Source organism: Streptomyces sp. NBC_01717, from assembly GCF_036248255.1.
Classification (GTDB): domain Bacteria; phylum Actinomycetota; class Actinomycetes; order Streptomycetales; family Streptomycetaceae; genus Streptomyces.
The window spans coordinates 760,381-785,939 of sequence record NZ_CP109178.1; the positions used below are offsets into that span (position 1 = coordinate 760,381).

General features: G+C 69.4%; 18 protein-coding genes and 1 pseudogene. 16 read left to right on the forward strand and 3 right to left on the reverse strand.

The window, feature by feature from the left end; all coding sequences use genetic code 11:
* Nucleotides 1–28 precede the first annotated feature (28 nt).
* The 16 genes from OHB49_RS03750 to OHB49_RS45760 all read left to right on the forward strand — a co-directional run bounded on the left by OHB49_RS03750 (nt 29) and on the right by OHB49_RS45760 (nt 20,986).
* On the forward strand, nt 29–2,953 hold the full coding sequence (locus OHB49_RS03750; protein WP_329157879.1) for a DEAD/DEAH box helicase: 2,925 nt from the start codon (nt 29–31) through the stop codon (nt 2,951–2,953).
* The gene (locus OHB49_RS03755) at nt 2,950–4,344 is read left to right on the forward strand and encodes an SWIM zinc finger family protein (RefSeq protein ID WP_329157880.1); all 1,395 of its coding nucleotides are present in this window, start codon (nt 2,950–2,952) and stop codon (nt 4,342–4,344) included. The genes OHB49_RS03750 and OHB49_RS03755 overlap by 4 nt, the downstream gene beginning before the upstream one ends.
* 187 nt (nt 4,345–4,531) lie before the next feature.
* Entirely contained in the window at nt 4,532–6,022 is a 1,491-nt protein-coding gene (locus OHB49_RS03760; RefSeq protein WP_329157881.1) for an APC family permease, read from the forward strand.
* Nucleotides 6,019–7,035 (forward strand): acetamidase/formamidase family protein, encoded by a 1,017-nt coding sequence (locus OHB49_RS03765; RefSeq protein ID WP_329157882.1) that lies wholly within the window; start codon nt 6,019–6,021, stop codon nt 7,033–7,035. The genes OHB49_RS03760 and OHB49_RS03765 overlap by 4 nt, the downstream gene beginning before the upstream one ends.
* Nucleotides 7,036–7,057: 22 nt before the next feature.
* Nucleotides 7,058–7,651 carry an N-acetylmuramoyl-L-alanine amidase gene (locus OHB49_RS03770; protein WP_030978591.1) on the forward strand — a complete coding sequence of 198 codons (594 nt, stop codon included), beginning with the start codon at nt 7,058–7,060 and terminating at the stop codon, nt 7,649–7,651.
* A gap of 99 nt (nt 7,652–7,750) precedes the next feature.
* Complete coding sequence (locus OHB49_RS03775; RefSeq protein WP_329157885.1) at nt 7,751–9,001, forward strand: GAF domain-containing protein; 1,251 nt, start codon at nt 7,751–7,753, stop codon at nt 8,999–9,001.
* A 135-nt stretch (nt 9,002–9,136) separates the two neighbouring features.
* The gene (exaC, locus tag OHB49_RS03780; protein WP_329157887.1) at nt 9,137–10,660 is read left to right on the forward strand and encodes an acetaldehyde dehydrogenase ExaC; all 1,524 of its coding nucleotides are present in this window, start codon (nt 9,137–9,139) and stop codon (nt 10,658–10,660) included.
* A 285-nt stretch (nt 10,661–10,945) separates the two neighbouring features.
* A complete protein-coding gene (locus OHB49_RS03785) occupies nt 10,946–11,692 on the forward strand; it encodes a hypothetical protein (protein ID WP_329157888.1) in 747 nt (248 codons plus the stop codon).
* Nucleotides 11,693–11,853: 161 nt separating this feature from the next.
* Nucleotides 11,854–11,997 (forward strand): hypothetical protein, encoded by a 144-nt coding sequence (locus OHB49_RS03790; RefSeq protein ID WP_329157889.1) that lies wholly within the window; start codon nt 11,854–11,856, stop codon nt 11,995–11,997.
* Complete coding sequence (locus tag OHB49_RS03795; RefSeq protein ID WP_329157890.1) at nt 11,994–12,869, forward strand: aminoglycoside phosphotransferase family protein; 876 nt, start codon at nt 11,994–11,996, stop codon at nt 12,867–12,869. The genes OHB49_RS03790 and OHB49_RS03795 overlap by 4 nt, the downstream gene beginning before the upstream one ends.
* A complete protein-coding gene (locus tag OHB49_RS03800) occupies nt 12,866–13,333 on the forward strand; it encodes an NUDIX domain-containing protein (RefSeq protein ID WP_329157891.1) in 468 nt (155 codons plus the stop codon). The genes OHB49_RS03795 and OHB49_RS03800 overlap by 4 nt, the downstream gene beginning before the upstream one ends.
* The gene (locus OHB49_RS03805; protein ID WP_329157893.1) at nt 13,330–15,318 is read left to right on the forward strand and encodes an ABC transporter ATP-binding protein; all 1,989 of its coding nucleotides are present in this window, start codon (nt 13,330–13,332) and stop codon (nt 15,316–15,318) included. Before OHB49_RS03800 ends, OHB49_RS03805 begins: the two co-directional genes overlap by 4 nt.
* Nucleotides 15,315–17,483 (forward strand): methyltransferase, FxLD system, encoded by a 2,169-nt coding sequence (gene fxlM / locus OHB49_RS03810; protein ID WP_329157894.1) that lies wholly within the window; start codon nt 15,315–15,317, stop codon nt 17,481–17,483. The genes OHB49_RS03805 and fxlM overlap by 4 nt, the downstream gene beginning before the upstream one ends.
* An 86-nt stretch (nt 17,484–17,569) precedes the next feature.
* Nucleotides 17,570–19,057 (forward strand): methyltransferase, encoded by a 1,488-nt coding sequence (locus OHB49_RS03815; protein ID WP_329157895.1) that lies wholly within the window; start codon nt 17,570–17,572, stop codon nt 19,055–19,057.
* 28 nt (nt 19,058–19,085) lie between these two features.
* The gene (locus tag OHB49_RS03820) at nt 19,086–20,288 is read left to right on the forward strand and encodes a bifunctional class I SAM-dependent methyltransferase/NUDIX hydrolase (RefSeq protein ID WP_329157897.1); all 1,203 of its coding nucleotides are present in this window, start codon (nt 19,086–19,088) and stop codon (nt 20,286–20,288) included.
* Nucleotides 20,285–20,986: an MFS transporter gene (locus OHB49_RS45760; protein ID WP_443079484.1), complete on the forward strand. Its 702-nt coding sequence runs from the start codon at nt 20,285–20,287 to the stop codon at nt 20,984–20,986. Before OHB49_RS03820 ends, OHB49_RS45760 begins: the two co-directional genes overlap by 4 nt.
* On the opposite strand, the pseudogene OHB49_RS03830 reads toward OHB49_RS45760, so the two are convergent.
* From OHB49_RS03830 to OHB49_RS03840, 3 genes and pseudogenes are all read right to left on the reverse strand, one after another.
* Nucleotides 20,924–22,180: pseudogene (locus tag OHB49_RS03830) on the reverse strand (major capsid protein); the annotation flags it as partial. The gene OHB49_RS45760 and the pseudogene OHB49_RS03830 overlap by 63 nt on opposite strands.
* A 202-nt stretch (nt 22,181–22,382) precedes the next feature.
* Nucleotides 22,383–22,709, reverse strand: coding sequence for a transposase (locus OHB49_RS45765; RefSeq protein WP_443079639.1), 327 nt, complete (start codon nt 22,707–22,709; stop codon nt 22,383–22,385).
* 12 nt (nt 22,710–22,721) lie between these two features.
* Nucleotides 22,722–25,190, reverse strand: coding sequence for a SpoIIE family protein phosphatase (locus tag OHB49_RS03840; protein ID WP_329157903.1), 2,469 nt, complete (start codon nt 25,188–25,190; stop codon nt 22,722–22,724).
* Between the last annotated feature and the right edge of the window lie 369 nt (nt 25,191–25,559).

A 25,559-nucleotide genomic window follows, 5' to 3' on the forward strand; every position in this document is an offset into this window, starting at 1 on the left:
AGTCAAATTTGAGGAATCCGACATCGCTGTGCACAGGCTCCCTGCGGCAACCCTCGCCGAGATCTCCGCACTCTCCCGCTGCTCCGTCGTCTTCCTTCCCGCGGATCCCTCCCGTACCGGCCGGGTCGCCTTCTGGCATCCGGACGGCAGCAGCCCGCCCGATGCACCGGGGACCGTCGGGGCACTGACCGTCGTCGGAGCCGACACCCGCCCGTACGATGTGCCGGCGCTGCTGCTGCCGGTGCGGGACGCTCTGCCCGTACTGACCCGTGCGCGGGCCGCGGCCCAGGCCTCGCCCTCGGCCGCATTCTGGGGCGCGGCCGCCCTCCTCGCCCTGCAACTCGCCGCCCGCGGACTGCTGCTGCCGGGGCTGAGTGCCTCCGACCACGACGAGTGGCGGGCCGGGCCGCTGACCGCCGCCGACCTCGACCGGATCCGTGACCTCGCGTCTTCCATGCCGCCCACCGCCCATGCCGTGCCGCTCGACGACACCGTGGAGCCCGTGCAGCTGCCGGAGCCGGAGCGGCTGCTGCGCGCGTTCCTGGACGCGGTGGCCGACGGGCTGCCGCGCACGCCCGCCGCGGTGTTCGCCACCGGAAGCCCGGCCTTCGCCGTCGACGCGCCGCAGCGCCTGCCCGAGCGCCGGGCCTGGGCCGCCGATGTCGCGGCCGGGCACGACGCGGGTGTGCGGCTCTCGCTGCGAGTCGAAGTCACCGGTCTGACTCCTGCTCACGAGGACGCCGAGCGAGATGCCCTGCCGTCCTTCCGTGCCGTCCTGCAGATCCATAGCGTCAGCGATCCGACAGTGGTCGCCGACGCCGCAGACGTCTGGGCGGGCACGGCGCCCACCGCTGCGGGGTTCGGTCCGCGCGCGCGGATGGACGCCCTCCTCGCCCTGCGCCGCGCCGCCCGCGCCTGGCCACCGCTGACTCCTCTGCTGTCGGCCGCCGTACCGGACTCCGTCGAGCCGGCCGACGAGGAGATCGCCGAACTGCTCGGCCCCGCCGCACGGTCACTCGCCGCGACCGGGGTCCAGGTGCACTGGCCCAAGGAGCTCGCCCGCACGCTCACCGCACGCGCGGTGATCGGCCCGCCGGACGAAGGGGAAGCCGGGGACGCCGGCGACGGCGAAGGCCCCCACGACGACCGCGACGGCGAGTCCTCGAACAGACAATCCGCGTCCGACGTCCCGTCGTTCCTGTCGGCCGACGCGCTGCTGGCGTTCAACTGGTGGTTCGCACTCGGCGACCAGAAGCTCAGCCGCGCCGAACTGGACCGGCTGGCCGAAGCCGGCAGACCCATTGTCCGGCTGCGCAACCAGTGGGTGCTCATCGACCCTGAAGAGGCGCGCCGCGCCCGCGCGACGCAGGACCGCAAGGTCACTCCGATCGATGCGCTCGGGGCCGTTCTGACCGGTTCCACCGAGATCGACGGCAGCCCGGTCGACGTGCAGGCGACCGGCTGGCTGGAGCGACTGCGGGCGCGGGTCGCCGATCCGGAGTCCGGTGCGCAGCAGACGGTCGGTCAGCCCCCCACGCTCGACGCGACGCTGCGCGACTACCAGCTGCGCGGCCTGAACTGGCTCCACACCATGACCTCGCTCGGCCTCGGCGGCTGTCTCGCCGACGACATGGGCCTCGGCAAGACCATCACCCTCATCGCACTGCATCTGCACCGTCAGAGCGTCGAGGAGGCCGCCGGACCGACCCTGGTGGTCTGCCCGACCTCACTGATGGGCAACTGGCAGCGGGAGATCGAGAGGTTCGCACCCGGCACACCGGTGCGTCCCTTCCACGGCGCGTCCCGGAACCTGGACGGCCTGGTCGACGGCGAGTTCGTCCTCACCACGTACGGCACGATGCGGCTCGACGCGGCGAAGCTCGCCGGGGCCGGTTGGTCCATGGTGGTCGCCGACGAGGCGCAGCACGTGAAGAACCCGTACTCGGCGACCGCGCAGCAGCTGCGGACGATCGGTGCCCGGGCGCGGGTGGCGCTCACCGGCACCCCCGTGGAGAACAACCTGTCCGAGCTGTGGGCGATCCTCGACTGGACGACGCCCGGACTGCTCGGCCGCCTCGGCACGTTCCGTACCCGGTACGCGCGGGCGGTGGAGGGCGGCAACGACCCTGCGGCGGCCGAACGGCTGGCAGCCCTGGTGCGGCCGTTCCTGCTGCGGCGGCGCAAGTCCGATCCGGGCATCGCCCCGGAGCTGCCGCCGAAGACGGAGACCGACCGCGCGGTCTCGCTGACGGCGGAGCAGACCGGTCTGTACGAGGCGGTGGTACGAGAGACCCTGGCCGAGATCTCCGGCGCCGACGGGTTCGCCCGGCGCGGCCTGGTGATGAAGCTGCTGACGGCGCTGAAGCAGATCTGCAACCACCCTGCGCAGTATCTCAAGGAGGAGCGGCCGCGGATCGCGGACCGTTCGGGGAAGCTGGAGCTCCTCGACGAGCTGCTCGACACCATTCTCGCGGAGGACGCGAGCGTGCTCGTGTTCACCCAGTACGTACAGATGGCGCGGCTGCTCGAACAGCATCTGGCGGCACGCGGGGTACGCACCCAGTTTCTGCACGGTGGTACGCCGATCGCCGAGCGCGAGGCCATGGTGGACCGGTTCCAGGCGGGCGAGTCCCCGGTCTTCCTGCTGTCGCTGAAAGCGGCCGGTACGGGGCTCAACCTCACCCGGGCGGGCCACGTGGTGCACTTCGACCGCTGGTGGAACCCAGCAGTGGAGGCCCAGGCCACCGACCGTGCGTACCGCATCGGGCAGACCCAGCCGGTACAGGTGCACCGGCTGATCACCGAGGGGACGATCGAGGACCGGATCGCCGACATGCTGGCCCGCAAGCAGGGCCTCGCGGATGCGGTGCTGGGTTCCGGTGAGACGGCACTGACCGAGCTGACCGATGCGGAACTTGCCGATCTGGTGCAGCTACGAGGGGGCTCGCGATGAGCGACACGTACGAGACCGACGGATACGCGAACCCTGGACACGAGGGCGAGGAGTACGACGGCGACGGTTACGAGGGGGCGGGGCGATACCCCGCCGCCGTCGGAGCCGAGGTGTCGGCGCCGGGGCAGGAACGTACCTTCGCCGCTCTGCCGCCCGCGCGGGGCCGCGGTTTCGCCGAGTCCTGGTGGGGCCGTGCCTGGCTGAAGGCCCTGGAAGACACCGCGCTCGACGGCGAACAGGTCAAGAAGGGGCGCCGATTGGCCCGCGAGGGAAGGGTCGGCGCGGTCTCCGTACGCCCGGGGCGGATCACCGCAGTCGTCCAGGACCGGGACTCGACCCCGTACCGCAGTGATGTCCTGCTCCAGCAGCTGAGCGAGGAGGACTGGGACCGCTTCCTGGACATGGCGGTCGACCGGGCGGGGCACATCGCCGCGCTCCTCGACCGGGAGATGCCGCCGCATCTGGTGGAGGACGCGGCGGCGGACGGGGTTGATCTGCTGCCCGGGATCGGCGATCTGGATCCCGAGTGCACCTGCGAGGCGTGGGACCACTGCGCGCACTCCGCCGCCCTCTGCTACCAGGTGGCGCGGCTGCTGGACCAGGACCCCTTCGTCCTGCTGCTGATGCGGGGGCGTGGCGAACGGCGGGTACTCGACGAACTCCAGGCGCGGATCACGGCCCGGGCCGCGGAGCGGCAACCTGCGGAGTCCTCCCGCGCGGAGGACCGGCGGGCGCGCGGCGTACGGGCGGACGAGGCATTCGCCGCGCAGGAGATCCTGCCCCCGCTGCCCGCTCCACCACCGCTGCCCGCCGAGCCGGGCCCCCCGCCGTCGCTGGACACGGGGACCGAACCGGAGCCTGGCCTCGACCCGGCCGCTCTGGAAGTGCTGGCGACCGACAGCGCCGTCCGGGCCCACCGGATGCTGGCCGAAGCCCTGTCGGCCGATCACGGACAACAGCCCGTGCAGGCCGGGTTGACGCCGGACCAGGATGCTGTACGGCTGGTCGCGGACGCCCGTCCCGAGCCGTGGCTCATGACACGGCTGGCCGCCGGGTCGGGGCGGCAGCGGGCCGAGCTCGACGCCGCGGTGCGGGCCTGGGGGTACGGCGGGACCGCCGCGCTGACCGTGTTCGACGAGGAGTGGACACCGGATCCGGAGTCCCACGCCCGGGCCCTCACCCGGCTCGACGCGGCGTGGGAGGACGGCGAGCGTCCGCGGCTGCGGGCGGTGCGCAACCGGTGGACCGTGGCGGGCGGCGACGTACAGCTGCGCTACGGGCGGGACGGGCGCTGGTGGCCGTACCGCAAGGAGCGCGGGCGCTGGATTCCGGCGGGGCCGTCGGACGACGACCCGGCGGCGGCGCTGTCGGAAGCGCTCGGCATGGGGTAGCCGCCCGCCGGTGGCCCCGCCCCACCGGACACCGCACCCCACTCCCCCAACTCCCTTGCACCCCACCGATTTTCGGCCGCATGCCATCTTCCGCCAGCCACGCCGCGGTCGTACGGTGGGGCGCGCGAGACGCTCGGCCGTACATCGGACAACGCATTCCGGTCAACGGACAAGAGGGAGTCACGGAGTGTCGGGGGAATCGGAAACCACACTGCTGCGCGATGCCGTCGGGCTGCGCGAAGTTCTCTTCCAGAGCATCACGGCGATGGCGCCCGCCGCCGCCATCGCCGCGTCCATCCCGTCCGGGGCCGCGTTCGCCGGCGGCAGTCTGCCGCTCTCCGTGCTGGTGGCGCTGGTGGCCTGTCTGTTCACCGCGTCGTGCGTCGCGGAGCTGGCCCGCCACCTGCCGGCGGCGGGTTCGGTCGCCACGTACTCCGCACAGGGCCTGCACCCGGCCGTCGGCTTCCTGGTGGGCTGGGGCTATGTCTTCGTCGAGGCGCTGGTGCCCGCGCTGCTGCTGCTCCAGCTCGGGTTCACGACAGCGGGCACCCTGCACCAGGAGTGGTCGTCGTACCCGGCGGACCTGTGGTGGCCGTGGTCGCTGCTGGGTGCGGTCGTCATCGCGCTCGCCGGCTACTTCGGCGTTCGGGCATCCGCCCGCTTCGGGACCGTACTCGGCATCTTCGAGGTGCTGGTCTTCGTCGCCTTCGCGGTGATGCTGATCGGACAGGCCGGCTCGGACAACACCCTGTCGGTGTTCGGCACGTCGCACACCGCGGACGGCTTCGACGGCATCAACGGGATCTTCGCGGGCTCCGTCTACACCGTGCTGGCGTTCGCGGGCTTCGAGGCGGCGGCGCCACTCGCCGAGGAGACGAAGAACCCACGGCGCACGATGCGCCGGGCGGTGCTCGGCGCCGCGCTGTCCATCGGCCTGGTGTACGTCCTCACCACATACGCGATGTCCGTCTACTTCGGGCCGGACAAATTCTCCGGATTCGGCGCTTCGGGGGCGGCGTCATGGGAAGGCGTGGCCCGTGCCTCGTTCGGGCTGTTCTGGGTACTGCTCTTCCTCGCCGTCGTCAACTCGACCGTGGCCAACGCCAACGCGTGCGCGAACGTGTCGACGCGTACGGCCTTCGCACTGGGGCGCATCGGAGTGTTCCCGCAGGCGTTCGCCAGGCTCCATCCACGCCGCCGCTCCCCCGTCACCGGAGTGGCCGCGCAGTTCGTGATCGCGGTCGGAGCGACGCTCGGGCTCGGCTTCGGCTATGACCCGGTGACCGCGTTCGTGCTGCTGGCCACCATTATCGTGACCGTGATCATCGGTGTGTACATCGTCGTGAACCTCGCCTGCGCCGGGTACTTCCTGCGCCGGCGCCGCGACGCGTTCAACCCCATGCTCCATCTCCTCTTCCCGGTGCTGGGCATCGCGGCGTTCGTGCCGGCGCTGCTGACGGCCGCCGGAATCCCGGTCTTCGACTTCGTCTCGGAGCTCAGTGCCCCGGTCTCGTACGCCGGTCCGGTGGTCGGCATCTGGATGCTCATCGGTATCGGTGTGCTGGTGGTGCTGGTGCGCAGACATCCGGAGCGGGTGGCACAGACTGGTCGGATCCATCTGGACGAGGCCGCCCCGGAGGCCGTCGTCGACATCGAGGCAGGAGCAGAACAGCGATGAGCGACCCACGGATCCTGACGGTTCGCCCCAAGGAGGGCGAGTACGCATGGACCTTCGGCGGTGCCGCGCCGGTGGCCCGGATCGAGCCCGGAACCTTCCTCGATGTGTACACGGAGGACTGCTTCGCGGGCCGGGTGCGCTCCGAGAAGGACCTGGTCTCCGCCGTCTGCGAGTTCCCGTTCCTCAACCCGCAGACGGGTCCTTTCCATGTCGTGGGGGCGGAGCCGGGCGACACCGTCGCGGTCCACTTCGTTTCGATCGAACCGGCCAGGGATTGGGCGGCGTCCACGACCGTGCCGCTGTTCGGCGCCCTCACCTCCACCCATACGACCGCTTCGCTGCAGGCCCCGCTGCCCGAGGTGGTCTGGATGTGGCAGCTCGACCGGGCCCGCCGCACCTGTCTCTTCAGCGCCCGCGACAGCGACATCCAGGTGGAGCTGCCGATGGATCCGATGCACGGCACGGTCGGGGTGGCTCCGGCCAATCTGGAGGTGCGTTCCGCGCTGGTGCCGGACGCGCACGGCGGAAACATGGACACGCCCGAGATGCGGGCCGGCGTCACCTGCTATCTGGGGGTCAATGTCGAAGGTGCGCTGTTGAGTCTCGGCGATGGCCATGCCCGGCAGGGTGAGGGCGAGACGTGTGGGGTCGCGGTGGAGTGCGCGATGAACACGGTGGTGCTGGTCGAGCTGCTGAAGGGTGTCGCGACGCCGTGGCCGCGGATCGAGTCGGACACCCATCTGATCTCCACCGGCTCCGCCCGCCCCCTCGAAGACGCCTTCCGTATTTCACAGTTGGACCTGGTGCAGTGGCTGGCACGCGACTACGGGCTCTCCGAGCTCGATGCGTACCAGCTGATCAGCCAGGCCGGCGAAGCTCCGTTGGCGAATGTCTGCGACACCAACTACACCTGTGTGGCGAAGATCCGCAAGAATTGGCTGCCTGCGGGCGATCCTCATCGTGGGCTGCACCGTCATCTGCGGGAGACTGCCGCCCTACTGCCCACCGCTTGATCCCGCCCCCACAGGAGCGTTCATGCACCGCAGAAGGATCCTTCAAGGCGCCGCGGCGACGGCAGCCGCCGCTCTGCTCCCGGCCTCCACCCGCGCCATGGCCTCGTCCACGGCGGGCTCCACCGACTATCCGCTCGCACACTGGACGCCCGCCTCCGCCGTCAACTACACGGCCTCGATGCGCCCTTCGGCGTATCCGGTGCAGTACGTGATCATCCATGTCACGCAGGAGATGTTCTCGGACGCGATCGGGATCTTCCAGAATCCGGCGAAACAAGTGTCCGCCCACTATGTGGTGCGTTCGGCCGACGGGTACGTCGCGCAGTGCGTCCGGGAACAGGACATCGCCTGGCACGCGGGAAATTGGGACTACAACACCCGCAGTGTCGGCATCGAGCACGAGGGCTGGGTGGACCAGCCGGCGTACTTCACCAACGCCCTGTACGAGCAGTCGGCGCTGCTGACCGCGTCGGTCTGTGACCGCTACGGCATCCCCAAGGACCGTGAGCACATCCTCGGACACGCCGAGGTACCGGGCACCGATCACACCGATCCCGGACCCAACTGGGACTGGGTGCGCTACATCCGCCTCGTCAACCTCTTCAGCGCCGGCTGAACCGAAGTCCCGTGTGACTACTCTCCGCACCGAGGTTGTCGCAGAGCCCGGCTGCGACGACGATGGGGGTGCACGACATCCCTTGGACGGGAGGGTGAGTTGACTGACCCCTGGGTAGCCCTGACCGCCGATACGGACGTCGTCGAACGGCTCGGCGAACTGCGTCACGCACACGAGGTGTTCACCACCGCGGGCCGGCTGGAGCTGCCGGTACGATCCGTGGTCGGCGAGTCGTGGCGGCGTTCCGCCCGGGCCCGGGTCAGTCCGGACGGTGCGGCCCAGGTGGAGCTGGGCGCGGACGAGCTCGGACCGTACCGGGAGGGACATCCGCTGGCCCGCGCCATGCCGGTGATCCGTGAACTGATGAGTGCGTACGCCACCGACGGAGAGCATCTCCTCGCGGTGTGCGACGCGCACGGCAGGCTGCTCTGGGTCGAAGGACACGAGACGACGCGGCGGCGCGCGGGGCGGATGAACTTCGTGGAGGGTGCCCGCTGGTCCGAGTCCGTGGCGGGGACGAACGCACCGGGGACGGCGATCGCGGTGGACCGGCCGGTGCAGGTGTTCGCCGCCGAGCACTTCCTGCGTCCAGTGCAGCAGTGGACCTGCGCCGCGGCGCCACTCCACGATCCGCGCACAGGGCGGGTGCTGGGCGCCGTCGACATCACCGGTGGAAACGGGCTCGCGCACCCGCACAGTCTGGCGTTCGTCCAGGCGGTGGCGCGCGCGGCCGAGTCCCAGCTCGCTCTGCTCGCGCCCTCGCCCGCGCGGGAGTCCGTACAGCTCAGCGCGCTCGGCCGGGACGAGGCACTGCTCGTCGCGGGCGGCCGCAAGATCCAGCTCAGCAGGCGGCACAGCGAGATACTGGTGACGCTGGCCCGCCATCCGGAGGGCCTGGGCGGCGACGAACTTCTCATCGAGCTGTACGAGGACGAGTCGGTGACCCCGGTGACGCTGCGGGCCGAACTCTCCCGGCTGCGAAGGCTCCTCGGCCCCGAACTGCTGCTCTCCCGCCCGTACCGGTTCGCCGCCCCGGTCGACGCCGACTTCGACAACGTGGCGCGCAGGCTCGCGTCCGGTGCGGTGGCGGCGGCGCTCAGCGCGTACGCGGGGCCGTTGCTGCCCGGTTCACAGGCTCCGTCCGTCGCCCGGCTGCGGCGCCGACTCGACGATCAGCTGCGGGCCTCGCTGATCGCGCGGGGTGACCCGGGACTGCTGGCGGACTGGGCGTACAGCCCGTGGGGCGAGGAAGACCTCCCGGTGTGGCAGGCGCTGGCCGCGGCAGCTCCGCCCGGGCAGCGGCCGGCGCTGCTGGCCAGGGCGCGTGAGCTCGACGCCGAACAGCGGTAGAACTGCCCGGCCGAACGGGCCGGTGCCGCGGCGCCCCGCACGACCGCGCGCAACGGGCTTGCAACGTTGCGCTGCCTAGCCTCGCGCCGAGGGCCGTCCAACGGCGGGCGGCACCGGATCCGGGAGGCCACAGAGATGACCCGTTACGCTGCGCCGGGCACCGAGGGCGCCATCGTCTCGTACGAGTCCCGCTATGACCACTGGATCGGCGGCGCTTACGTTCCGCCGGTCCGCGGCCAGTACTTCGAGAACCCGAGCCCTGTCAACGGCCGCCCGTTCACCGAGATCGCCCGCGGCACCGCCGAGGACATCGAACTCGCCCTGGACGCGGCACACGCCGCCGCCCCCGCCTGGGGAGCCACGGCCGCCGGTGAGCGCGCTTCGGTCCTCAACCGGATCGCCGACCGGATGGAGGCGCATCTGGAGGAGCTGGCGGTCGCCGAGAGCTGGGACAACGGCAAGCCGGTGCGGGAGACGCTGGCCGCCGACATCCCGCTCGCCATCGACCACTTCCGGTACTTCGCGGGTGCGCTGCGGGCCCAGGAGGGCTCGCTCAGCGAGATCGACGACGACACCGTGGCGTACCACTTCCACGAACCGCTCGGCGTGGTCGCTCAGATCATTCCGTGGAACTTCCCGATCCTGATGGCGACCTGGAAGCTGGCCCCTGCGCTCGCCGCGGGCAACGCGGTGGTCCTCAAGCCGGCGGAGCAGACCCCGGCTTCCATCCATGTGTGGCTGAGCCTGGTCGCCGATCTGCTGCCGCCGGGTGTCGTCAACATCGTCAACGGCTTCGGCGCGGAGGCCGGTAAGCCGCTCGCCTCCAGCCCGCGCGTCGCGAAGATCGCCTTCACCGGCGAGACCACGACCGGCCGGCTGATCATGCAGTACGCCTCCGAGAACATCAAGCCGGTGACGCTGGAGCTGGGTGGCAAGTCCCCGAACATCTTCTTCGACGACGTCTGGTCGGAGAACGACGACTTCCGCGACAAGGCCCTCGAAGGGTTCACGATGTTCGCCCTCAATCAGGGCGAGGTGTGCACCTGTCCGTCGCGTGCGCTGATCCAGCGTGGCCACTACAGCGAGTTCCTGGAGGCAGGCATCGCCCGCACCGAGAAGATCGTGCCGGGCCACCCGCTGGACACGGACACCATGATCGGCGCGCAGGCCTCCAACGACCAGCTGCAGAAGATCCTCTCCTATCTGGACATCGGCCAGCAGGAGGGTGCGAAGGTCCTGTCGGGCGGTCAGAAGATCGAGTACGACGGCGAGCTGGCAGGCGGCTACTACGTCCAGCCGACCATCTTCGAGGGTGACAACCGGATGCGGGTCTTCCAGGAGGAGATCTTCGGCCCGGTCGTCGCGGTGACGTCCTTCTCGGACTTCGACGACGCGATCAGCACGGCGAACGACACGCTGTACGGCCTCGGTGCAGGCGTCTGGACCCGGGACATCAACACCGCATACCGCGCGGGCCGCGCGATCCAGGCAGGCCGGGTCTGGACGAACTGCTACCACGCCTACCCCGCTCATGCGGCCTTCGGCGGCTACAAGCAGTCCGGGATCGGCAGGGAGAACCACAAGATGATGCTGGAGCACTACCAGCAGACGAAGAATCTGCTGGTGTCGTACTCGCCGAAGAAGCTGGGCTTCTTCTAGACGCACGAGAAAAGGCGCCTGACCTGGGCTTTCACCCGTCAGGCGCCTTTCACTCAGCCCGCTCTCGACCGAGCCCGGCTTGCGCGCTGGCTCCTATGCCCTCCCACTGCTGTACTCCTCCCGACCAGTGCTTCCGGGCCAGTCACGGACCAAACCCCGGTTCAGCCCTCGGGTGTGTCACCTTGGCTGACGCGCTGCCACACGTTCGTGGATTGCTCGATGAGGCGGTTCGCCTGCTCTCGAAGGCCGTCGAGGAACTTGGCGTAGTGGCGAAAGAGAACCTCGATGCTCTGGCCGGCGCGGCAGGCGCATTCGGCCGGGTCCACTCCGGAGCAGAGCCAGAACGAGATCCCGGCCTGCCGGAGATCTGAACGGCTCAAGGCACTGCGCGACGGCGAACTGGAAGGCAGCCGCCCGGAGTACCGGGAAGAGTTCCAGATCCACCACACCGAGAACCACCTGTTCGACGTCACCGGCCCCGAGTCCGAGATCGGCCACGCCTCCTTCATCCCCACCGTCACCGCCGGGCACATGCTCAAACGGAAGTGGTTCACGGAGGACGCCTTCGCCCGCCGCGACGAACTGACTCCCGGTCTCGACATCACCCCCGACCGCTTCGAGGCGTACCTGGGCGAAGATTTGGGCCTCCAGGTCCGGGCTGTGCCGCCCTTCCAACGCGTCCGCTACGACATCCAGTGCGAGTCGATGCGCACCGGACACGTCTACGGCATCTTCCTCGACCGCTGCGCCCTCCTGGCGGCACCCGAAGTAGTGCTCTCCCAGTGCGAGCTTGAGAACCTACGCTCGCGCAGCATCCTCGACCACGACCAGGGCGAGGTCCTCATCGAGATGGAGGGTCGACAACTGGCTCTGCGAGTACCTCGCCATTCACGACTGGGCGACCGAGCACACCTTCTACTCGAAGCGCAGCTTCCTCCGCGACGCCGTCGCCCTCCGACCGGAGCTCGCTGCGCCATGACCAACCAGGCGGCACCCGGCAAACCCCCGGAGGAATTACCGCAACCCACATGAGTGATCGAACACAGCATCACAGCCCGCTGCACTCGGCCGCACAAGGAGAGGGTCCGGTATTCGAAATCGAGTTCTAGATTTCGCCCGCCCCCACCCGTTACGGCGACAGCAGAACCTCCGTTACCCGAGCACCTGTCCGCATCTCGCCCCGAGGAGTCCCCATGCAGCCCGTACGCCGCCCTGCCCTCGTTCATCCTGCGTTCGAGAACACCGCTGTCTCCTCGGGCACCAACCCTCGCATCACCTCCGACCGCGCCGCCCTGCTCGCCGAGGGGTCACGACCGGATACGAGGTACCTGGCATGACGGAATCCACTCGTCTTCCCTCCTCCCTCGCCACCTGGGTGGAGAGCGTGCTGGGCCCCTTGAACTGTGTGCGGGACGCCTCGCATGCCCGCGACAACTCCCAGGTGTGGAGGGTGACCGGACCGGTCGGCGACCACTACGTGAAAGTGGCGCCCAAGCCGATCCTGTATACGCGCGAGACCTGCGCCTACCGGGTGGCCGTTCCTCACCTCGGCCACGCCAACGCCCCGGTGCTGCGTGACAGTTCTGCAGAGCTGCTCGCCCTGATCCTTACCGCTGTGGACGGCGAGCCGTTGAAGGAACAGGAGTCACCCGCGCGCCGCCGCGTTGCCCACCGGCAAGCCGGCCAGCTCCTGCGCCGCTTCCACGACGCAATGACCGGCCCCCTGGTCCAGCCTGAAGCCGCCAGAGTCGTCGAGAACACGGTGGCCGGCCTGGACAAGCACCTCGCGGAGGCTGCCGACCACCTGTCCGCCGCGGAAGCCGACACGCTGCAGCGCCTGGTGAGCGCGCTGCCCGGCTGCGGACCGCTACCGGCTGGGTGGAGGCACGGGGACTTCTGCGAGCGCAACCTGCTGTGGAACGGCCGACGCTGCGCGTTGATCGATTTCGAGCGCAGCGAACCGGGCCCTCTCGTCACCGACTTCGTCAAACTCGCCACCTCACTGTGGCCGGACCACCCCGAACTGCGAACCGCCCTGTTCGAGGGGTACGGCCGGCCTCTGTCCGAGACAGAGGAACGGGCGCTGACAGCGTTCGCTGCAGCTGACGCCGCCAGCGCCCTCGCCTACGGCCCCCTGCACGGCGACCCGCTCGTGACCGCGCGCGGCCGGCGCACTGTCGAATGCCTGATGCAGGAGGGCCGTCTGTGAGCGACGCGCCTCACCTGCTGATCTCTGACGTGGCCCAGGTCCTACTCCGTGCCAACGGTGCCGCCCTGTGCGTGCGCCGCAAGCCGGACGCGGCCCTCGCACCGGGACAACTCACCGTCGTGGGCGGCCATCTCGAAGCCGGCGAACCGCTCGATCGCGCCGCACGGCGCGAAGCGAAAGAAGAGACGGGGGTCCGCATCAGCGCTGACCAGCAGGAGTTCTGCGGCCTCATCCACCACCACGAACCTGGCGGTGGCTTGGACAGGATCACCGCTGTGTTCGTCGCCCAGTCCTGGACGGGCGAGCCGCGCAACGCCGAGCCGAACAAGCACGAAGGGCTGGGGGTACCGATGGAGAAGCCCCCGCCGGACTGCCACCCCTACACCACCCACATCTTCCACATGCTCACCCACGGCCCGTCCTACCGGGCTCTGAACTGGCCGACGCAGGGAGGCAGCCAGTGAGGCGATTCTTCGGCAAGGTCCGCATGGCCGAGCCTCAGGTCTCCGACGCAGAACGCGAACTCTTCGGTGGGCCACTGCGCTACGACATGGGCTGGTCCCAACACGAGCATGCGGGCCTGGACTTGACCATGCGGTCAGCGTTGCGTCAGATGCCCAGACTCGTCAGCGCCACCCTGCGGATGGCCTGGAGCGCGGACCGCCGCGCGCTCCTGGCGGTGGCGATCAGCGAACTCGGCCAGGGCATCGCCGCCGCAGTCGGCCTACTTGCAATCAACGCGGTCATGCACGCGCTCCTGGGGGCCGGAGATACTGCCGAGCGGCTGCACGCGCTCCTGCCGGGCCTGCTCGCCGCTGCAGGTGTCGCCGTCGTGAACTCCGCCTTGGCCGGCTGGTCGACCTCTCGGGCCGGACGCCTCGAACCGCTCGTCGAGCGGATCGCCACGACGCAATACCTGGCCGCAGCGACCGCCGTCGAACTCGAAGCGATTGACGATCCGGACTTCCGCCGCCTGATCGACGTCGCCCAGTACGGGCCCGCCTCCGCGCGCCGCATGATCGGCGCCTGCGTCTCCGCACTGAACAGCACCATCTCGTTGATCGCCACGGCCGGTGTGCTCACTGTCTTGCACGCGGCACTGCTGCCCATGCTGCTGGTCATCGCAGCACCCCGCGGTTGGGGCGCCATGCGGGTGGCACAGGAACGCTACGTGTCGATGATGAGCTGGATCGAGCACCTGCGGGCCAGCCGCCTCATCGGCAACCTCCTCACCGAGCGAACGGCCGCCCAAGAAGTACGTATCCACGCCGTCGGCCCCTTCCTCCTCGACCGGTACCGGCGCATGGCCGCGAGCGCAGAAGCGGAACAGGAACGCCTGGCCTCCAGCAAAGCCATCACCGAATGGGTCGCCTCCGCACTGTCCGGGCTAGCGATGGCCGCCACCTACGGAAGCATGATCTGGCTGATCGTCGCCGGGCACATGAGCCTAGCCGTCGCCGGCACCGCCGTGATCGCGGTACGGACCGGGTCAGCGAGCCTGGGCGCCCTGGTGATGAACATCAACCAGCTGCACGAAGAGTCCCTCTACGTCAGGGATCACGGACAGTTCCTGGTCGATGCCACCCAACGCGCCATCCCGCAGACCGGCAGTCCCGTCCCTGCCCAGGTCAAGCAGATCTCCTTGGAGCACGTCACCTACCGGTATCCCGACCGCGACGCACCGGCCCTGGACGACGTGACGCTCACCTTCCCCATGGGGTCGGTCACCGCCGTGGTGGGCGAGAACGGCTCCGGCAAAAGCACGTTGATGAAGATCCTGTCCGGGCTGCTGCTCCCCCACGACGGAACCGTGAAATGGGGTGAGTCAGACATCACCGAGATGGAACGCTCCCAGGTCTTCGACCGCGTCTCCCTTCTCACCCAGGACTTCCAACGCTGGCCCCTAACTGCCGCGATGAACATCCGCATCGGCCGCCCCGGCCACGACGCCTCGACCCCCGACCTGCAGACATCCGTCGACTACGCCGGAGCGGGGCCCATCACCGCCAAACTCCCCAACGGCCTGCACAGCATGCTCGGCCGCATGTTCCGCGGAGCCATCGAACTCTCCGGCGGTGAATGGCAGAAAGTGGGCCTCGCCCGCACCCACTGGCGCAGCTCAACATCGCAGGCGGACAGCATCCTCATCGTCGACGAGCCCACCTCCGCCCTGGACCCCGAAGCCGAGATCGAAGCCTTCGACCGCATCCGCCGCCTCGCCGCCCCGAACCGGGCCGTCGTCCTGGTCACCCACCGCATGTCCGGCGTCCGCCACGCCGACCACATCTACGTGCTCAGCCAAGGACACCTCGCCGAACACGGCACACATGACGAACTCATCGCCACGCGTGGCCGGTACGCCGCCATGTTCGACACACAAGCTGCCCAGTACGCCCCCACCGCCAGCATCCCGAACCCCGCCGCACCCCCCGTCTCGGACCCCGCATGACCCGCTCGCCCGAAAGGCCCGCCGTGACGACACCGCCCACCACCGACCTCGATGAAGCACGCGCCCTGCGCCACCAGCTGGCCGACCAGCTCGCCGATGCCGGCCACATCCGCACCCCTGCGGTCGACAACGCCCTGCGTGCCGTGCCCCGGCACGCCTTCGCCCCCGAAGTACCGGTCCAGAAGGCGTACGCCAACGACATCGTCGCCACCCGTCACAGCGACGACGGCAGCATCATCAGCTCCATCTCTGCGCCCTGGCTGCAGGCCGACATGCTCGAAGCCGCCCGCATCCGGCCAGGCCACCGTGTCCTGGAGATCGGCTCCGGCGGCTACAACGCCGCCCTCATGGCCGAACTCGTGGGCCCGACCGGCAGCGTCACCACCCTGGACATCGATCCGGCCGTCACCGACCGCGCCACCCGCTTCCTGGCCCAGACCGGATACGACCACGTGCACGTGGTCACTGCGGACGCCGAGCACCTGCCCGCCGGCATCGTGCCGGACGGCGGCTTCGACGCCATCCTGGTCACCGTCGACACCTGGGACCTGCCCTGGACCGACGCTCTCACCGACGGCGGACGCCTCGTCGCCCCGCTCCGCCTGCACGGCTACCACTGGGCCATCGGATTCACCCAGCACGACAGGGTCCTGCACAGCGACGAGCCGCTCATTGTCTGCGGGTTCGTCGCCATGCAGGGTGACGGCGCCTGGAACGCGAACCGGCGCAGCGTCCCTGGCACCGGCGTCCACCTGTCTTGGGAGGACGGCGCCCCGCTGCCCGTCGACCAGCTCGCCCCCGCCCTCACTCGCGAACCGACCGTGGCGCACACCCACGTCACCGTCGGCGGCCAGGAACCCTTCGACGCCCTCACCCTCTACCTGGCCGGCGCCCTGCCCGGCTTCTGCCGCCTTGCGGTCGACCCCGACGGCGACAACGGGGTCCTGAACCCACCGCCCAAGCACTGGCCCGGCGCCGCGATCGTCCGCGGTGCCTCCCTCGCGCGGCTGGCCACCGAGCGTTTCTCCGACGGAGACGACGGCAAGGGCCTGTACGAGTTCGTCGTCCACGGCTACGGTCCCCACGGCCACCTTGCCGCGAAGGAGATGGCCGAGCAGGTCCAGCACTGGCAGCGCAACCACCGCGCCGCCCTCTGCCCGCGCATCACCATCCGCCCCCTGGACGACAACAGCCCCACGCCCGCGACCGGTGCTCCGCACGTGTTCGTCAAGAAGCACACCCTCGTCGCGATCGACTGGCCGACGATTCCCGGTACCGCGGCCCTGCTTACCGACGACGACGGCCGCTACCTGCTCCACCTTCGCTCGGCGCACAAACCGATCTGGCGCCCGGGACACTGGGCCCTGCTCGGCGGACACACCGAGAAGGGCGAGACCTGCGACGAAGCCATCGCCCGGGAACTCGATGAGGAGATCGGACTCGTCATCCCGGACCTGACCGGCTTCGTCACGCTGGACACCCTGGATGCGAGCGGGGCCTTCAAGGGCCGCGTGCGCGCCTACCACGGCACGCTGAACACCCCCGCGCACGAGATCGAACTCCGCGAGGGCATCCAGCTTCGCTGGACCCATATCGAGGAAATCGACGAGATGACCATGGACCCCGGCGCCGCCGCGGTCCTGCACGCCCACCACAACGCGGACCAGCCCGGTGGGCGCCAGGACGCAACGCTTCCTGTGGTGGAAGTCCGCGAGCCGCGCGATCACCGCAGCCGCAGCATCGTCGGCGCCCACCTCGTCCTCATCCGTGACGGGGCCGTCCTTCTGGGCAAGCGCCACCCGGACAGTGCCTTCGCCCCCTCGACCTGGCACCTTCCCGCCGGCCACCGCGAAGACATGGAATCCGCCGTCACCTGCATGGTCCGGGAAACGGAGGAAGAGACCGGACTCCGCATCCCGCAGAGCGACTTGTCACTCCTCCACGTCCTCGACCTGCTCGACCCCGGGAGCACGATCCCGCGCATGGGGCTGTTCTTCGCTCCCTCCCGCTGGGAGGGCGAGCCTGTCGTACGTGAACCGGAGTGCTGCACCGAGTGGTGCTGGTGGCCGCTGGATGCGCTGCCCGAGCCCATCGTCGAGTACACGCGCGTCGCCTTGGAGGCCATCTCCAACGGCACCTTCTACGTCCCCATGGGCTGGTCCTGACGGGGTCTACATCCGGACGACCGGCTCCGGGCGGCTACCAGTGGAGTCAGCCGCCCTGCCGTTGCCAGAACTGCTAACGAGAGGGCGTGCCTTCGCACATGTTCACCACGCAGGACGAATGGGACCGCGGTTATACCGAAGGGCGCCGCTATCGGCCGCTCACCAGCGACGAACGCACGCTGCTCGCCACACATCTACCGCCTGACGCCGAGGCCCTGGCTCTCGATGTCGGGTGTGGAACCGGCGAACTCGCCGCTCACCTGGCCTCATCCGGCTACACCGTGGACGCCATCGACTGGTCCGAAACCGCCCTCACCGAAGCGCGCACCCGCCAGGGTGAAGCTGCTCGCTGGCTCCGTCTCGACGTCGAGGAAGACGACGGGGCCTCGTTGAACGCCGACGGCTATGACCTGATCACCCTGCGCTTCGTCGCTCCGTTCCTGACCTCCCTCGACCGCACCTTGAGCGCGCTGGGCCGTCGGCTGCGGCCAGGCGGTGCCCTCGTCCTCATCACGCCGCTCGCCGCCGACACTCCCACTGAGCGACGCGGTATCGCCCTGGTCGAGGACGAAGTTGCCCGCCTGCAGAGTCGCTGGGCGGCTGCCGAGCGGCACGATGCCGACGGGCTGGTCTTCCTCGTCCTGCGTGGGCCGCGCCAGAACGAGGCCACACCGCACGTCGCGGCACAGCGCACCCCGTCGCATGCGCACAACGGGGAAGAAGCTGCCGCGCGGCGCGAGCATCACTTCCACCTCATGGGCCGCTCCTACGGGCAGGTGGAGTCCGGGCGCAAGACGATCGAGGTCCGCGTCGCCACGCCGGAGAAGGCGGCCGTCGGGGTGGGGGACGCCGTCGTCTTCCAGGACCGGGACAGCGACCGGGAACTCGACATCATCGTGAAGCGGATCACCCCGTACGCCTCGTTCGAGGCTCTGCTCAGCGCGGAGGATGCCACCCGTATCGACCCGGACGGACCGCGCGAGGACCTCCTGCTCAACCTCCGCGCCATCTACCCGCCGGCCAAGGAGGCGCTCGGCCCCCTCGCCTTCGAGTTCGACCACCGCCCTGCCCGGCCCGGACGCCTCATGCCGATGACTCCCTCGCAGTACGCACAGACCGTTCCCCACCACACGGTGTACGGCTGCCTGTACGTCCGTGACGAGCACGACCGGCCGGTACAGCTACGTTCAGTCTACGGCTCGCGGCTCTGGCAGTTCCCGGGCGGAAACCTCGACGCCCAAGGAGAGGACCCGCTCCAGACCGCCCGGCGCGAAGCGGTCGAAGAGACCGGCCTCGAACTCGGCCTGGAGACACCGAGGCTGCTCCTCACGCACTTCCTGCACGCCGGGCCCCGCATGCCGCTGAACAAGGTGGGTTTCATCTTCGACGGAGGCCGGCTGACCTCAGACCAGCTGCAGCGGATCCGCCTCGATCCCGCCGAGCACGACATGTGGGCCGTGCACGACATGGCCGACTGGCAGGAGTTGATGGCGCCCCGCGCCTTCGCCCGTCTCGACGCCATCGAACGAGCCCGGCGCGGCGAGGGCCCCACCTACCTCATCACGCACACCTGATCCGCATCACGCCCACCGAGGAGGCATCGTGCCCGTCGAGGACATCAACACCCACGCCTGGAAGGTCTACGGCCAGCGCCAATTGGCCCGCGCCTACACGCCGCCCATTCCCGACCGGATGTCCTGGGCGCCCTGGGAGGGGGTCGGACCGGGAGCTGAAGTCCTTGGTGACATGATCGGCCGCCGCGTCCTGGACATCGGTTCCGGGGCCGGCCATCACGCCGTCCATCTCGTACAGGCTCACGGCGCTCGCGTCACTGGAATCGAGCTGTCCCCGACCCAGCACGAACGCGCCGCCTCCAGCCACGCGGATGTTGAGGGTGTGGAGTTCACACAAGGGGATGTAGCTGAGTACCTGGCCGGGGTCGAGCCGTTCGATGCCGCGTACGCCATCGGCACGCTGGGGTTCATCGACCCGCACCGTGTGCTGCCGGCGCTGCGCGACGGGCTGCGTCCCGGCGCGCCGCTGATCCTCTCGCTCCTGCACACTGACCTGCACGGCCGCGGGCCGTCCACGGAGGTGGCGCCGCGCGAGCAGATGATTCTGCTGCGTGACGATCCGCCCTTGCCGACTCAGATGTGGGTCTTGGCGCCGCAGCTGTGGGAGGACCTGCTCACGGAGTGCGGCTTCCGCGTCGAGGCCATCGACCTGCTGCATCACCCTGACGAGAACGCCCCGGTCATCCAGCAGCTCATCCGCGCTCGGCGCCTGCCCGACCGGCCGGCACGGGTTTCCAGCCGCCCCCGCAGCATCAGACCGCCGGTGGCGCACGCGGCCGTCGGTGTCGGAGCGATCCTCCTCAGTGAGCAGGGAATCATGTTGGGCCGTCATCGTCGCGGCACCCTCGAACTTCCGGGCGGAACTGTCGAGGCCGGGGAGTCCTTCGAAGCTGCGGTGGTCCGCGAACTCGGTGAGGAGACCGGTCTGATCGCGCGACCCGGGGACGTCAGGCTCCTGGGCACGCTCGTCGACCATGTCGAAGGAGTCCTGCGGGTCACCGTCGGCGCGCTCGTCCACGCCTGGCGGGGACAGCCGGCCACCCAGCCGGACGAGAGCGTTGGCGACTGGGCCTGGCACCCTCTCGATCAGCTTCCAGGCGGCTTGTTCGTGTGCAGCGCCCAGATCCTCACCGCCTGGCGTCCCGACCTGCCCATCGACCACACACCCGCGCACTTCACGCCCTTCACCCTCGGCACACCGACCACGACGACGGTGGACGGCCTGGCATGACATCCAACGCAGACTCGAGTCTGTGGCGCCACCGCGACTTCCGCCTCTACTGGACGGGCCAGGCAGGCGACGTGCTGGGCTCCTCGCTCAGCTCGGTCGCCATCCCCCTGGTCGCGGTCGTGAGCCTGAACGCCACGACGTGGCAGGCCGCCGTCCTGGCGGCCGTGCAGAAGACGCCGCCCCTGCTGTTCTCGCTGCCGGCCGGTGCCTGGTGCGACCGCGTCCGCAAACGGCCCCTGATGATGACGACGAGCCCGGCCTGCGCGGCAGCGATGGGATCGATCCCCCTGGCCGCATCCTTCGGCAGGCTGACCCTGATGCAGCTGTGGGTCGCGGCGTTCGTGGTCGGCTCCTGCCACGTCGTGGGCATGGCCGCGAGCCTGTCCTACATCCCGCATCTCCTGCCGTCACACCGGCTCATGGAGGCAAACGCCAAACTGGCCAGTGCCAACACGCTGGCCGACATCGGCGGTCCGGCCCTCGCAGGAGCGCCCATCGACGTGATCGGCGCGGCTCGCGCGGTCGCCGCGGACGCGGTCTCCTACCTCGTCACCGCCTGGTGCACCCTGAGCATCCGCAGCCCCGAGACCGTGCCGGAGCGGCACACCGCAAAACGGAGCCTGCGCAACGCCGTTTCGGCGGGGCAGGTCGGCGAGGAACAGGTTCCGCGACCACCAGGGGAAGACGACTTCCAGTGAGATCGAGTCACAGAAGCTGTGGCGCTCGATCATGTCGGCGGCCTGGAGGGCGACGGCGGCGAACACCGGGGAGAGCGCGCCGAACTTCGCGGGCAGGGTGACCGGGGTGGCCGACGCGATGGCTTGGGCGAACAGGACCTGTCGGAGCCGGATTTCGTGGGCGACCATGGAGTTGCGGAGGTGCCAGGAGACGAGCTCGGGGAAGTGGCGTTGGGTCAGGATGCCTGTTTCGAGGCAGACGCCGACCGCGTCGCAGCGGACCTCGACCGGGTCCGGGCAGGGGATCCGGAAGCAGGGCTTCGTGGCACCGGAGATGTCGTCGGCTTCGGTGTGGAGCCATGTCATCGCCGCGACGTCCAGGGACGGCGTCTTGTAGTCGCGCAGGCCGCCGCGCGCGAGCTGGATCTCGGGGGCGTCCCACAGCATGTCCGGGCAGGACACGGACGTGAGCTCGTAGACCGTCTCGGAGGGGGCGCACCAGCCGCCGGAGTCTACGAGGTTGCCCTGCGGCAGGCGGTTCTGGTCCGACGCCCGCAGCGCGACGTTCGTGCCCTCGGGTGCGCTCGAGGAGTCGGTGACGATGAGGTCCTCGGGGTACGGGTGCCGGTAGCTGATCACCTGGCCGACACCGCCACCGGCGGTCTTGAGGGCGTTGGCGCGGCTGATGATGCCCGCGGTGATCTCGCCGAAGCCGAGCGAGCTGCCTGGGGTGTAGCCGGGGACGTCGACCGCCGCGGTAACGGAGGTGGTTGGTGCGGGCGGCTCGGGCAGGCCGCGCGGCTGGTGCCGCCGCACATTCGACAGGTTCAGGGCCGGGCGGGCGACCAGGGACGCGGTGGCGGTGGCCGGCGGCTGCACCGGTGCCTCGACGAGGGGCTCGGGCTCCGGGTCGGCGGCGGCGGTGGTCTCTGCCGGGGTCTCCTCGACCGGCTCGGCGTCCGCGTCGTCACCACGCACCGGCGCGGCGAGCTGCTCGATCTCGGTGGCGGCCTGCTGCGCGGCCTGGAGGCGGTTGGCCTGCTCCTGACGGATGTCCTGGACGCCGGTGGCGAGGGCGCGCATCCGCGTCATGCCCTGGTCGTCGATCGTGTTCTCTGCCGAGAGGGCCGCAAATGCGGCGCGAGCCTCGTCGAGGGACTCGGCCAACTCATCGTCGTTGAGGGAACCGATGTCCTCGGGAAGCTCAAAGGCCATGGGACGGATCTCCAGTGATCGATCTCGGAGTGTCCGGCCCAGAACCAGCGACGCTGTCCCAAAGCATAGCCAGATGACGGCGTCGCGGGTTTGTAGCTACGCCAGGTCAGCAGGCAGCCGTGCCCAAACCTTGCCCGAAGGGATCTGACGCCTGTTTCGAAAGGCGGTAGTGCCAACAGGCGATCCAGCCTGCTGTCGAAGATTACCCGGGCAGAAGAAAAGGAAGCAGAGGGACAAGTCCTAAAACTTGAGTCTGTCGGGGAGCTTGGTGTTTCCAGGAAACGGCGGCGTGACCGACGGGCATGCTTGGGGCAGCTTCGAAGGCCGACGCCCAGGACGCAGTAGTTGAGGCGCAGAGCTGGGCGAATATTCCCTCGTCGCGCCAGGCCGCGTAGTAGGCGTACACGGTGATTAGGGAAGTCGTGCGGAGGTAATTCCATTGGATTCCCGTACGGTTGGCATAGAGGAGCGCGTCCAAGACGTCGCGCAGTTCGATCCAGGGATTCGGCGTAGTCGGGTGGCGTCCGATTTGTGCTCAACGTCAAACAGCGGTCAGACCCAATGTCTCGTCGGTGATGCAGAGCGGTTCCGTTGGGGAGCCCTCGGGTTCTTCGTCCAGGTCGAGGGTGTCCCAAGTGGGGGCGAGGAGTTGTTCGACCCAGATGGTCTTGCCGGTGGCGCCGTAACGGGTGCCCCAGCTGTGGGAGCACTGCGCGACGAGGAACAGCCCTCTCCCGCCCTCGTCCGCGGGGGTGGCGCGGCGGATGTGCGGTGAGGTGCTACTGGCGTCGCTGACCTCGCAGATCAGCGTCTGGTCGTGGATGAGTCGGAGCTGGAGGGGCTCTTTGCCGTAGCGGATGGCATTGGTGACGAGTTCGCTAATGATGAGCTCGGTGGTGAAGGCGAGGTGCCCGAGGTCCCACTGGTCGAGTTGCCGCAGAACAAGTGAGCGAGTGGTGGCGACGACGGCGGGGTCGCAGGGCAGATCCCAGGTGGCGACGCGCTCGGCGGGCAGCGAGCGCGTGCGAACGAGCAGCAGGGCCAGGTCGTCCTGGGTCGCGAGGTGCGGCTGGACGATGTCGGCTATGGCCTGGCACGAGTCGTCTAGAGTCCGCCCGGGCTCGCTAAGGAGGGCCCTGAGGCGGGCGGGCAGCGTTGGGTCCGTACGGCAGGCGCGCGCGAGGCTATGGGTGGACAGCAACAGTGTGCTGCCTTCGGCAAGTTCGATGGCGAGGGGCTCGAAGACAGCATTGCCCACGCCCAGAGGCTTGTTGGACGGTAGCTCTGGGACGTGGAAGCGCCCGGCCGGGTCGACGATGACGGGTGGGGGATGGCCGGCGCTGGCCATCGTGCAGCGGCGCGAGACGGGGTCGTAAACCAGGTATAGGCAGGTCGCGCCGACGAGACTCTCCACAACGGGTGCCAGTGCCGTGGCGTGTTCCCCCTCGGTCAGGCGGGGCACCATGTCGTCGAGTCGGGAGAGCAGCTCGTCGGGGGCCAGGTCGAGCTCTGCAAGGGTTCGGCCGGCGGCCAGAAACAGTCCCATGGAGGTGGCGGCTTGGAGACCGGTGCCGGGTACGTCGCCGACCGCGAGTGCGACGCGGGCGCTGGAGAGCCGGACCGCGCCGAACCAGGCGCCGTTCACGCCGGGATGGGCCCGCGCCGAGATCAAGCAGTGCGCAACGTCCAGGGCGCTCTGTTCCGGCACCTGGCGTGGCAGCAAGCTCTCGCGGAGGGCGACGGCGGCGGTGTGCTCGCGGGTGTAGCGGCGGGCGTTGTCCACACAAAGCGCGGCACGGGCGACAAGATCTTGGGTCAGCAGGAGGTCATCATGTTCGAAGGCCTCTGCAGGCACCATCCGGTACAGGTGGACGAAGCCCAATGTGACGTCTCGGGCACGCAGCGGGACGAGGATCAGGGAGTGAGCCCCGTGCTCAAGGAGGGCGCGAACGCGGGGGTCTCGGGAATTTCGAATCCAGTCCGCGTTCGCGTCGACGACCGGGACCAGCTGGGGGTGCGCGTCGATGAGGCTTTGAGCGTAGGGCGAGCCGGCGGGGAAGTCCTGGAGCTCTCCGACCCGTCTCAGTCCCTCGATGAATGCCGGGCTCGACGCCTTGCGTGCCGCGAGGCGCAGGGCGAGGCTGCCGGAAGCGGGGGGCTGAGGTTCCTCGCCGACGGTGACCCCGTCCAGGAGGTCGATCGCAGCGAGGTCGGCGAGGCGCGGGACGAGGACGTCGACGAGTTCTTCGGCAGTTCGGGTCACGTCGAGCGTGGTCCCGATGCGCGCGGCGGCCTCGTCCAGGAACGCCAGGCGTTCGCGGGCTCGGTAGCGGTCGGTGATATCGATGACGGCGTCGGTGACCCCGAGTGTTCGGCCGTCTGGTCCGGTCAGGGCGAAGGACGAAACGTTCCAGACGTGGTCTCGGCCGGGGTCGGCGGGGGTACGACCACGGTGTACGGCGTCGACCATCGGCACTCCGGTCTTCAGGACCCTCCGAAGTCGGCTCTCGATTGCCGCGGTGTCCATTTCGGGGAGAAGCTCGCTGAGCCGCCGGCCAAGGACGGCTTCCGACGGCAATCCCTGTATGCGTTCCAGGGCGGCGTTCATCCGCACGAGGCGTAGCTCGGTGTCGTAGACGGCCACGCCGATCGGCGACTGGCTGAACAGCCCGTTCAGGATCGCCTGGTCCTCCTTACGTCGCATCGGGGGCTCGGCAACGGCGAGGATCATGGATCCCCTGCCTGCAGGCATGTCTGACGCGAGGGGGAAGGCCAGGAACGCGACCTCCAGGCGACGCCCCTGCCAACGGACGTTGGACACGCTGTAACGCCGAGCGCAGTCGACTCCCCTGCCCTCCCGTGCCTCGGTGAGGAGTCCCGGGAAGACTTCCGGCCACAACTCGGCCGCCGGTCGGCCCACGGTCTCGGTGGTGCCGTAGCCCAGGAGCTTCTCCGCAGCGGCGCTCCACGCCGTCACCATGCCCTGGTGGTCCAGGAAAAACGTGGCCATCCGGCCGAAGTCGGGAAACCCCGCCCCGGAACGCGTCGGGGATGTACTCAGTGAACCCATCCGCCTGATCCCGTCATTACGAGACGAAATGCTTAAAACCACCCTACGAGACCTCTAACCGAGCGGCTCGATCGCAGGGACTCCAGCTCACATTCGGTGTACGCCCCCGCGGGTCCGGACGGGACACACGGTGGTTCTGTGCTCAAATGCCGATCGAGGTTCGACTGCGCACGGCGGCACACAAGCGAGGGGATGCGGGCCGGCGAGTCGCTACTCATGCGGGGCGCCAGCTGATCGATTCCGTGAATGGCAGGCCCGCCTCCCCCCACGTCTCCGCCAAGTTCGGCACGGCGGAGCGGACCGCCGACT

Coding starts and splice junctions, on each gene's coding strand:
- OHB49_RS03755 (WP_329157880.1), top strand. CDS start 2,950: ATGAGCGACACGTACGAGACCGACGGATACGCGAACCCTGGACACGAG.
- OHB49_RS03765 (WP_329157882.1), top strand. CDS start 6,019: ATGAGCGACCCACGGATCCTGACGGTTCGCCCCAAGGAGGGCGAGTAC.
- OHB49_RS03770 (WP_030978591.1), top strand. CDS start 7,058: ATGCACCGCAGAAGGATCCTTCAAGGCGCCGCGGCGACGGCAGCCGCC.
- exaC (WP_329157887.1), top strand. CDS start 9,137: ATGACCCGTTACGCTGCGCCGGGCACCGAGGGCGCCATCGTCTCGTAC.
- OHB49_RS03785 (WP_329157888.1), top strand. CDS start 10,946: ATGCTCTGGCCGGCGCGGCAGGCGCATTCGGCCGGGTCCACTCCGGAG.
- OHB49_RS03790 (WP_329157889.1), top strand. CDS start 11,854: ATGCAGCCCGTACGCCGCCCTGCCCTCGTTCATCCTGCGTTCGAGAAC.
- OHB49_RS03795 (WP_329157890.1), top strand. CDS start 11,994: ATGACGGAATCCACTCGTCTTCCCTCCTCCCTCGCCACCTGGGTGGAG.
- fxlM (WP_329157894.1), top strand. CDS start 15,315: ATGACCCGCTCGCCCGAAAGGCCCGCCGTGACGACACCGCCCACCACC.
- OHB49_RS45760 (WP_443079484.1), top strand. CDS start 20,285: ATGACATCCAACGCAGACTCGAGTCTGTGGCGCCACCGCGACTTCCGC.
- OHB49_RS03840 (WP_329157903.1), bottom strand. CDS start 25,190: ATGGCCACGTTTTTCCTGGACCACCAGGGCATGGTGACGGCGTGGAGC.